Origin of the sequence: Corynebacterium sp. HMSC067D03 (genome assembly GCF_001811185.1) — a bacterium.
GTDB lineage: Bacteria > Actinomycetota > Actinomycetes > Mycobacteriales > Mycobacteriaceae > Corynebacterium > Corynebacterium coyleae.
In genome coordinates, this window is record NZ_KV803800.1 from 1 (window position 1) to 250 (window position 250).

A 250-nucleotide genomic window follows, 5' to 3' on the forward strand; every position below is an offset into this window, starting at 1 on the left:
GTCACCAACCCGGACAATGACACCAAGGTCTCGGCCAAGGATGAGGACGGCAATGACGTCCCGGTCAAGATCGACGAGGACGGCAACGTTGTTGTCACCCCGGGTAAGGACGTTGATGGTCCGATCACGGTGACCATCACCGATCCTGACCTGCCGGATGGCAAGGTCGAGGTTGAGGTTCCGGTCAAGGACCACGAGAAGGGTCGTGACGACAACGGTTCCAACGCTTCCGACAAGACCACGGTTGATC

At 58.8% G+C, this 250-nt stretch carries 1 protein-coding gene; it reads left to right on the forward strand.

Annotated elements, in window-relative coordinates; translation table 11 throughout:
- A partial coding sequence (locus HMPREF2785_RS11930; protein ID WP_168164673.1) for a hypothetical protein occupies window positions 1-250 on the forward strand: 250 nt, incomplete at both ends.